Here is a 9,144-nt window from a genome sequence, read left to right as displayed (position 1 = left end):
CTCGCCGGGCGGATCGGCTCACTGCGCCCCGGCAAGCAGGCCGACCTGGTCGTGCTGCGCGCCGCCGCGCTCGGGCTCGCCGGGCGGATCGGCTCGCCGCGCCCCGGCAAGCACGCCGACCTGGTCGTGCTGCGCGCCGGCGACGTGAATCTCGCCGGCGCGCAGGATCCCATTCCAGCCGTGGTGACCGCTGCCCACCCGGGCAATGTGGAAGCTGCCATCGTCGCCGGGCGCGTGGTCAAGCGGGCCGGCCGGCCGGTCCACAGTGGACTCCCGGAGCTCACCGGCACGCTGCGCGCGGCCGCTGCCCGCCTGGCCGCGCCGTGACGAGCTAAGCCCGGACGACCGCGATCTGCAGCTCGGTGATGCCCTCGTCGACCTTGTCCGGGTGGTAGTCGAGGTAGACCTCGCGGTGCAGGCCGACCGGCTTGTATCCGTTGTCCTCAATCCAGCGGGCAAGGATGTGCTCGCTCTGCATGACATCGTCCATCGAGCCGCGGTGGATGATCGTGGCCGCGGTCGGGACCATGGGCAGGTCGACGATGGCGAAGTCCTTGGCGGCGCTGGCATCCGCGGTGGTGGGCCTGCCCGCGTGCACGATGACGGACTCGCCGTCGGCCGGTTCGTAGTAGGCGACCGCCGGGCCGCCGTCGAGCGTGAGCCCGGCCGCGAGCATGCGCTCGCAAAGCTGCCCATACAGCGGCTGGATCACCGGGCCGATCTGCTCCGGGCCGTAGCCTGCCGCGGTGGCGGTCAGCGTGGCAACGCGGATCGGGGCGATCTGCTTGAGCACGACTTCCTCGGTGGACATGAAGCCCTCCCTTTCGATCATGCGGAGTCTCGCCTCGACGCCGGTGAGCCGGGCCGCGTCGGCCGCCATCTGGACTTCGAGCTGGGCCCGCCGCAGGCGCAGCATGCCGCGCAGTTCGGTGACGTCGACCTTGTCGTCGATGATCTGTTGCACCTGCTGCAGGGTGAACCCGAGGTCCTTCAGGGCGACGATCCGGTTGAGCCGCCGGAGTTGATCCGCGCGGTACAACCGGTACCCGGAAGAAGAATCTATAGAGGCGGGTCGAAGCAGGCCGATGGCGTCATAGTGCCGCAGCATGCGGATCGAGACCCGGCTCAGGCTGGCGAACTCTCCGATGGTGAACATGGCACACCCGAGGGTGGGGCCTCACACGGTGTCAGGGTCAAGCCTGCGCAGGACCGTGCCGGCGATGCGGTCGTGCGCGCCGAGGAGGGCGGGGATGACCAGCGCCAGCAGCAGGCCGCGCAGGGCGGCGCGCGGGATGCCGACCGGCAGCCCGGTCGACGCGCTCATGCAGGTGAAACGCGCGAGCTTCATCCCGGGGGTCTGCCCGAAGATCCCTACAAAGAAGGCGTACTCTGCGATCAGGACCACAACGGGCGCCCAGCCGTCCGTCAGGGGGCGGGCAAAGAGGCCCGACACCAGCAAACAAAGAATCCAGTCGACAAGCAGGGCACCGAATCGGCGGGCGAGCGTCGGGGCGGTCGCGGCGGGAGCGGCGGATGCGGTCACGGGCCGAGCCTACAGACCAGTGACGTAACACGGCCGAAACAGTTGCGACACGACCGGGCAACCCACCGGTTCTAGCTTCGCTACCAGCCAACCCATGATGTTAAGCCAGGAGGACGTGTTGTTCGCCAATTCCGAGGAGCTGCTGTCATACCTCAAAGCAGAGGGCGTGAAGTTCATCGATGTGCGCTTCTGCGACCTGCCCGGTCAGATGCAGTTCTTCACCGTGCCGGTCGAGTCCTTCGACGCGAAGGTGTTCACCGACGGTCTCGCCTTCGACGGGTCTTCGATCCGCGGTTTCCAGGCGATCCACGAATCGGACATGCTGCTGCTGCCCGATGTGAGCACCGCGTTCATCGACCCGTTCCGGGCTCAGAAGACGCTCGCGCTCAACTTCTTCATCCACGACCCGTTCACGCGTGAGGCCTACTCGCGCGACCCGCGCAACGTGGCCAAGAAGGCCGAGGCCTACCTGGCTTCCAGCGGCATCGCCGACACGGCCTACTTCGGCGCCGAGGCCGAGTTCTACATCTTCGACTCGATCCGCTACTCGACCGGCGCCAACGAGGGCTATTACCACATCGACTCGATCGAGGGCGCGTGGAACACCGGCCGCCAGCTCGACGGCGACCAGCCCAACCGCGGCTACAAGCCGGGCTACAAGGGCGGTTACTTCCCGGTGGCCCCGACGGACCACTACGCCGACCTGCGCGACCAGATGGTGTCCAACCTGGTGAAGCTCGGCTTCACGGTCGAGCGGGCGCACCACGAGGTGGGCACCGCCGGCCAGGCTGAGATCAACTACCGGTTCGGCACGCTGCTGCAGGCCGGCGACCAGATGCAGCTGTTCAAGTACACGGTGAAGAACACGGCCTGGGTCGCGGGCAAGACCGCGACGTTCATGCCCAAGCCGCTGTTCGGCGATAACGGCTCCGGCATGCACACCCACCAGAGCCTGTGGCTGGGCGGCGAAAACCTGATGTACGACGAGACCGGCTACGCGGGCCTGTCCGACGTCGCCCGGTGGTACATCGGCGGTCTGCTGCACCACGCCCCGTCGCTGCTCGCGTTCACCAACCCGACCGTCAACTCGTACCGGCGCCTGGTGCCCGGGTTCGAGGCCCCGGTCAACCTGGTGTACTCGCAGCGCAACCGCTCCGCCTGCACGCGCATCCCGGTCACGGGCACCAACGCCAAGGCCAAGCGCATCGAGTTCCGCTGCCCCGACCCGTCGAGCAACCCGTACCTCGCGTTCTCGGCGATGCTCATGGCCGGCCTCGACGGCGTGAAGAACAAGATCGAGCCGCCGGCGCCGGTGGACAAGGACCTCTACGACCTGCCCCCGGAGGAGGCGGCCGCGGTCACGCAGGTGCCCGGCTCGCTGCCAGAGGTGCTCAGCGGCCTGGAGGCCGACCACGAGTACCTGCTCGCCGGTGGCGTGTTCACCCAGGACCTGATCGAGACCTGGATCGACTACAAGCGCAGCGCCGAGATCGACTCGGTCCGGCTGCGCCCGACACCACACGAATTCCAGCTCTACTTCGACGTGTGATCTACAGCTTGCTCAACTCCGGTTAGCCGAGGGCCTTCCAGGATTCTGGGAGGCCCTCGGTCACGCATAGGGCCTGCGCGGGGCTGGACCGGTCGACGAGCTCCCGGCCTGTTTGCCGTGGCGACCCTCCACGGGCCAGGTGCCGGTCGGTGCGCTCGTCGGGGTAGCCGAGCCGGATCGCCGCGAACAGCGGGCCGCGAGGACCGAGGCGCAGCGGCGGCGGTGATGCGTCACGGATGCGCATCCACGGTTCGTCGCCGGTGAGCAAACGATCGGCGATCGCCGCTGTCACACCCTGATGCTATGTTGCCGATCGTGAAGCCGTCCCCTCGCGTTCTTCGGGTGCTCCGGTTGGTTGGAGTCTGGTCGCTGGTCGGTGTGGTCGCGCTGCTCGCGGCCGGGGCCGGATGGGTGGTGTGGGCCGTGCGGGCGGGCTTCCCGCAGCACAACGGGACGCTGACGCTCAAGGGGTTGAGCGCGCCGGTGACCGTGCACCGCGATCAGCATGGGATACCTCAGATCTATGCCAAAACCGAGGCCGATCTGCTGAAGGCGCAGGGATATGTGCACGCCCAGGATCGCTTCTGGGAGATGGACTTCCGGCGGCACGTGACGGCCGGGCGGGTGGCCGAGATCTTCGGCGAGAGCCAGCTGAAGACCGACATCTACCTGCGCACCATGGGCTGGCGGCGGGTGGCCGAGCAGGAGTTCGCGCTGTTGTCGGAGGACGCGCGGGCCGCGCTGACCGCCTACGCCGAGGGGGTCAACGCGTGGCTTGAGGCCAACCCGAGCGGCGACTCGCTGGAGTATCGGTTGTTGGGCCTGCAAAACTCGGACTACGTGATCGAGCGGTGGCATCCGGTGGACAGCCTGGCCTGGCTCAAGGCGATGGCTTGGGACCTGCGCGGCAACATGCAAGACGAGATCCGGCGGGCCGTGCTGGAGGGTGTCGGGCTGACCCGCGAGCAGGTGGACGAGCTCTACCCGGCGTATCCATATGATCGCAACGCGCCGATCGTGGCGGCCGATTACGCGCCCGGGAGCGGACACACGTCTACTTTGGATAGTTTGGAACGCAAGATCGACGGGATCGGGTCGAACTCGTGGGTGATCAGCGGGAGCAAGACGGGCACGGGGAAGCCGATCCTGGCCAACGATCCGCATCTGAGTCCGAGCCAGCCCGGGATTTGGTATCAGATGGGCCTGCACTGCGACTGCGGGCTCAACGTTGCCGGGTTCACGTTCTCGGGCGTTCCCGGTGTCGTGATTGGACACAACGCCCGGATCGCTTGGGGGTTCACCAATCTCGGGCCGGACGTCATCGACCTGTATCTGGAGGACCAGACGGCCGAGGTGACGTCGCGGCAGGAGACGGTCAAGGTCGCGGGCGGGGCCGATGTGACGATCACCGTGCGGAGCACCAAGCACGGGCCGCTGATCTCGGATGCGAGCGATGAGCTCAAGAAGCTCGCCAAGGACAAGGCCATCGCCATCCGGTGGACCGCGCTGGAGCCGGGGCGCACGGGCGATGCGATCATGCGGCTCAACAAGGCCACGAACTGGGCGGACTTCCGGAAAGCGGCGGAGCTGTTCGAGGTACCGGCGCAAAATATGATATACGCGGACGTCGATGGCAATATCGGCTATCAGACCCCGGGCAAGATTCCCGTGCGCGGCAAGGGAGACGGCCGCTACCTGGCGCCCGGCTGGGACCCGGCCTACGACTGGACCGGATACATCCCGTTCGATCAGCTGCCGAGTGTGTACAACCCGCCGCAGGGCTACATCGTGACGGCCAACCAGGCGGTCGCCGGGCCGGCGTATCCCCACATGCTGACCAGTGACTGGAGTTACGGGTACCGTTCGCAGCGCATCAACGACATGATCTCCACGCATCGCGGGCAAATCACGGTCGATGACGTGCAGAAGATGCAGTTCGACAGCCGCAACGGGTTCGCGCCCACGCTGGTGCCGCACCTGCTGCGGGTCAAGCGGCAGCCCCTGTCGCGGGTCGAGCAGGACGCCGACGCGCTGCTCAAGGCGTGGACCAAGTTCGAGCAGCCGGACGACTCGGCCGCGGCCGCCTACTACAACGCGATCTGGCGGCACCTGCTGTTGCTCACGTTTGACGAGATGACTTCCGACCATGCGCCGGACGGCGGCGACCGGTGGTTCGAGGTGGTGCGGCGGCTGCTCGACAGCCCATCGTCGGCCTGGTGGGACGACAAGTCGACCGCGGACGTGGTCGAGACGCGCGACGACATGATCGGGCGGGCGATGGCCGCTGCCGTCAAGGAGCTCGCCGACGCGCAGGGCGAAGACGCGTCCGACTGGCGCTGGGGCGCGATGCACACGCTCACGCCGACGCACGCCACGTTCGGGTCCTCGGGCATCGCGCCGATCGAATGGCTGTTCAACCTGCCGGTCGCCGAAATCCCGGGCGGCGACGCGCTCGTCAACGCGACCGGGTGGGATGCCAAGCGGGGCTATGAGGTCGACGCCGTACCGAGCATGCGCATGATCGTGGACCTGAACAACCTGAACGAGTCCCGCTGGATCCAGCTGACCGGCAACTCCGGGCATCCGTTCCACGCCAACTACTCCGACCAGTTCGAGCTGTGGCGCACCGGGCAGATGGTCTCGTTCCGGTTCGACCGGGCGACCATCGAGCGGGAGAGGAAAGTCACGCTCACCCTGGTGGGTGGTTAGCTGGACGGCCTCCGGCGCCAAAATGCGTGACCCGCCGGACCGGTCCGGCGGGTCACGGTCACACATCACCTAGACATCATGCAAGGCACAACGTGTCGGTATCGGGATCGAAGCGCAGCCTGCCTTTCTCGAACAAAGGCTGCAATATCTCCTCCACCCGCACCACGCTCTCCTCGGACCGGTTGGCGAACAGCGCGCCCGCGAGATCCTCGGCCTGACCCGAGCGGATCACCGCGCCCTTCCGAACCAACTCGAGCACGAGAAAGGACTCCAACTGGTTCCGCCAGTCCTCGGTCAGCCCGTGGACCTTGTCGAAAGCCGTCCCCCACGACGCACAGAACGGTTGCCCGGCCTCGTTAAGGAGAACGGGAACCTTCTCCAGCAGCTCACCCGCGAACACGCGCAGCTTGTTCCACGGATAGCTGTCGCGCGGAATCGGCTTGCGCCTCGGACGTAGAAGCAAATCGGGCGCCTGCTCCCGGACTCCCGCGACGGCGCGCTTGACCAGCTCGGTGCGGCCCAGCTTGCCCGCGTTGTCGTGCACGGTCAGCTCGATCATGTCGTACAGCTGGGTACGGAAGTCGGCAAACGGCCCGAGGCCGCTCGACATCAGTATGTTCACGTACTCCTGGGACGGAGTGCGCTCCTCCCCGATCTCGGCCTGAACGCTCTTCGGCTCCCGCAGCCAGAGCACGATCCTCGGTTCCTTGCCCGCCACATCGATCAACCCCCGGGCCGCCGCCTGGTTGACCAGTTCACTGATGAGGTTTTGCGACCCGGAGGCCTTCGAGTGGTTCTTGTCGAAGCGGATGTCCGCTCGCTGCAACAGCTTGCGGATCTCTGTCTTAAAGACAGGTTTGTCCCGGCCGACATGTCCCTTTTCCTGTAGCACCGTGACGAGCACAGCCAGGGCCTCGTCGATCTGCATGAAGTCCGCCGGCCAGCGCGATGTGGCCTTGGTGTCCACGGCCGCCTTGGACCTGGAGAACTCGGTGAGGTTGCGGCCCGAGACCGAGTGGCCCTGACCCGCCAGGTTGTCGCACAACGCCAGCACCAGGGGGTGGAACGAGTAGAGGACGACGGGTTCGGACCCGGCCTCCGCCTGCTCCTGCACCAGCTTCGCGATGCGCTCGGCCACCACAGACTCCGCCTGGGGATCGCCGATGCCGACGAACCTGTAGCCACCGGTCTCGCCGATCGCCCCGCGCTGATAATCGAAGCCGATCACCAGCACTTCCGGGTCGCCCGCCGCCTTGCCGTCAAGGATCCTGCCGATGAGCTCCAGTTCCGTAGCCGGCCAGGCCCGCGTGATGTCTATTAATCTGTGCTCCATTGTTGTCTTCTCCATTTGTCTGAAGGATCAATGGCAACGGGAAAGTCATGCTTGATGACCTTTCCCGTCACCGGCGCTATGGTCGGGTCCTGAGGACCTCGACGATCGCGGCCACCAGCCACGCCAACGCAAAGTGCCAGGCCAGTTCAGAGTGAACCTCAGTGAGTAAGGCCTGCATGGTGACGGAGGCGGCGACGATTGATGTAGCTTGAAGATCCATCTCAAGCCCTTCCGTGTCGTGTCAATGTCACTTACGCAAGGGGAATGTCGAGATGTGAATTTGCATGCGTGAAAGCATTGCTTGTCGGCATGCCTCGGAGAACCGGAATGTCGGAATGGGGATTGCACGAATCTTAAACTCACGGAATCGTGGAAGCTCGAATGAACGAAGCTCAGAATACTGGAATGAGGGAGACTCGAATCACGAAGTGCGGAATGCCGATTATCGAATCAAGGCATGAGAGAATCGCGAATCTCGAATCAGGGAATGACCAACTGAACACGGTCACTATGGACTTTACTCTACCATCCGCCTCAGCGCAACCGCTCGCCAAGCGGTAAGCCTCAGCGGAAGAACGTGCCAGTCTACATAGGGCTCGTCTCCGAAGTCAGGCGGCGGCAACGGCACGGCGACCCAGGGCAAGCGGGGCTGGGCGGGTTATTGGAGCGGCAGCGGGATGACGACGCAGGGGGCGCCGAGGGCGAGGCCGGTGTCGGTCGCGACGACGAGGCCGCCGGCGTAGACCATGGGACCGTCCACTGCGGACGGACTGACCCCGAACGTCTCCGGGATTGTCGAGTGCCCGTGGACGATCTGCTTGCCGCCCAACGTGTCCAGCAGCTTGCGCGCATTGGCCACGCCATCGGCGGCGTCGAGGAAGTCGAACCGCCGGAACAGCAGCCGGGTCTGCACCCCGAACGAGCTGGGATCCTTCTCCCGCATGAAGGTGCGGACCGTCTCGTTGATCTCATCGATGGTCTGGCCGAACTCCAGATAGCCGACCGTGTCGGCGTGGATCAGCAGGTGGTCCTCGACCAGCGCCACGGCCGGCAGCCCAGCCAGCCACTCGGCCCGCTCATCGTCCAAACCGGACAGATCCTGCTCCTGCCCACCGTTGAGCGCCCACACCTGGATGATCGTGCGCTGGTCGGTCACCGGGGAGTCGGGGATGTATCTGCTGCCCATCAGCAGCAAGTCATGGTTGCCGATCACGCAGCCGACCTCGCCCCCGGCCTCGGCCGCCTCCCGCTGCAGCCGGCGCACCAGGTCGATCACGGCGATGCCGTTGGGCCCGCGGTCGGTCAGATCGCCCAGGAACCACAGCTTGTCTTGGCCACCGGACCAGCGGCCCTTCTCGTCGATGAGCCCGGCGTCGCGCAGCGCAGTCGTGGCCTGGGCCGCAAACCCATGCACGTCGCCTACCACATACAGCGCCATCGGATCACTCTAACTTAGGAACAACCGCTCGACCGCCGCGCGAGCCCGCCGGGTGACCTTCAGGTATTCGTCCAGGAACCGTCCAGGCTCCTTGGAGGCGCCGAGCAGCCGGGCGACCCCGGCCAGCTCAGCGCCGTGCCGGGGGAGCTGATCGGACGCTCTGCCACGGATGAGTGTCAATGCGTTGCGCACCCGCGAACACAGTATCCACGCCCGTTCCAATGCCATTTTTTCTTCATCCGGTACCAGCCCGGCCCCCGCCGCCGCGCCGAGCGCGCGCAGCGTGCGCGTGCTGCGCAGCCCCGCGATCTTGTGCCCGTGCCGCAGCTGGAGCAACTGCACCGTCCACTCCACGTCGGCCAGCCCACCCCGGCCCAACTTGACGTGCGTGAGCGGGTCTGCCCCGCGCGGGAGCCGTTCGCTTTCCACGCGCGCCTTGATCCGCCGGATCTCGGTGATCTGCTCGCGCCGCAGGCCTCCCGCCGGGTACCGAATAGGGTCTATCAGCTCCATAAAGGACTCCGCGAGCGAGGCAGACCCGGCCACGGTCCTCGCCCGAAGCAGTGCCTGCG

The 9,144-nt window shown here is 66.3% G+C and carries 9 protein-coding genes; 3 read left to right on the top strand and 6 right to left on the bottom strand.

Features of this window, described 5'->3' with window-relative positions; translation table 11 throughout:
* A partial coding sequence (locus tag DM816_RS37185; RefSeq protein ID WP_162908224.1) for an amidohydrolase family protein occupies window positions 1-327 on the top strand: 327 nt, incomplete at its 5' end.
* Between the two features lie 4 nt (window positions 328-331).
* On the opposite strand, the gene DM816_RS37180 is transcribed toward DM816_RS37185, so the two are convergent.
* Window positions 332-1,156: a MerR family transcriptional regulator gene (locus DM816_RS37180; RefSeq protein WP_117215199.1), complete on the bottom strand. Its 825-nt coding sequence runs from the start codon at window positions 1,154-1,156 to the stop codon at window positions 332-334.
* A gap of 21 nt (window positions 1,157-1,177) precedes the next feature.
* Window positions 1,178-1,543, bottom strand: a complete 366-nt coding sequence (locus DM816_RS37175; protein ID WP_117215198.1) for an RDD family protein — start codon at window positions 1,541-1,543, stop codon at window positions 1,178-1,180.
* Window positions 1,544-1,661: 118 nt separating this feature from the next.
* Here DM816_RS37175 and glnA point away from each other — a divergent pair, with 118 nt between their 5' ends.
* A complete protein-coding gene (gene glnA / locus DM816_RS37170; protein ID WP_117215200.1) occupies window positions 1,662-3,092 on the top strand; it encodes a type I glutamate--ammonia ligase in 1,431 nt (476 codons plus the stop codon).
* 22 nt (window positions 3,093-3,114) lie between these two features.
* On the opposite strand, the gene DM816_RS37165 is transcribed toward glnA, so the two are convergent.
* A complete protein-coding gene (locus DM816_RS37165; RefSeq protein ID WP_117215197.1) occupies window positions 3,115-3,384 on the bottom strand; it encodes a hypothetical protein in 270 nt (89 codons plus the stop codon).
* A gap of 11 nt (window positions 3,385-3,395) precedes the next feature.
* Here DM816_RS37165 and DM816_RS37160 point away from each other — a divergent pair, with 11 nt between their 5' ends.
* Entirely contained in the window at window positions 3,396-5,801 is a 2,406-nt protein-coding gene (locus DM816_RS37160) for a penicillin acylase family protein (protein ID WP_117215196.1), read from the top strand.
* Between the two features lie 76 nt (window positions 5,802-5,877).
* On the opposite strand, the gene DM816_RS37155 is transcribed toward DM816_RS37160, so the two are convergent.
* The 3 genes from DM816_RS37155 to DM816_RS37145 all read right to left on the bottom strand — a co-directional run.
* The gene (locus tag DM816_RS37155; RefSeq protein WP_162908223.1) at window positions 5,878-7,035 is read right to left on the bottom strand and encodes a hypothetical protein; all 1,158 of its coding nucleotides are present in this window, start codon (window positions 7,033-7,035) and stop codon (window positions 5,878-5,880) included.
* Between the two features lie 757 nt (window positions 7,036-7,792).
* Window positions 7,793-8,572 carry a metallophosphoesterase gene (locus DM816_RS37150; RefSeq protein ID WP_117215194.1) on the bottom strand — a complete coding sequence of 260 codons (780 nt, stop codon included), beginning with the start codon at window positions 8,570-8,572 and terminating at the stop codon, window positions 7,793-7,795.
* A gap of 9 nt (window positions 8,573-8,581) precedes the next feature.
* Window positions 8,582-9,144, bottom strand: a 563-nt coding sequence (locus DM816_RS37145; protein ID WP_483964170.1) for a [protein-PII] uridylyltransferase family protein, incomplete at its 5' end; no start/stop codon positions are given.

This window comes from Allorhizocola rhizosphaerae (genome assembly GCF_003426775.1).
Taxonomy (GTDB): Bacteria; Actinomycetota; Actinomycetes; order Mycobacteriales; family Micromonosporaceae; genus Allorhizocola; species Allorhizocola rhizosphaerae.
This window is presented reverse-complemented; position numbering and strand designations above follow the sequence as displayed.

Coding starts and splice junctions, on each gene's coding strand:
- DM816_RS37180 (WP_117215199.1), bottom strand. CDS start 1,156: ATGTTCACCATCGGAGAGTTCGCCAGCCTGAGCCGGGTCTCGATCCGC.
- DM816_RS37160 (WP_117215196.1), top strand. CDS start 3,396: ATGTTGCCGATCGTGAAGCCGTCCCCTCGCGTTCTTCGGGTGCTCCGG.
- DM816_RS37150 (WP_117215194.1), bottom strand. CDS start 8,572: ATGGCGCTGTATGTGGTAGGCGACGTGCATGGGTTTGCGGCCCAGGCC.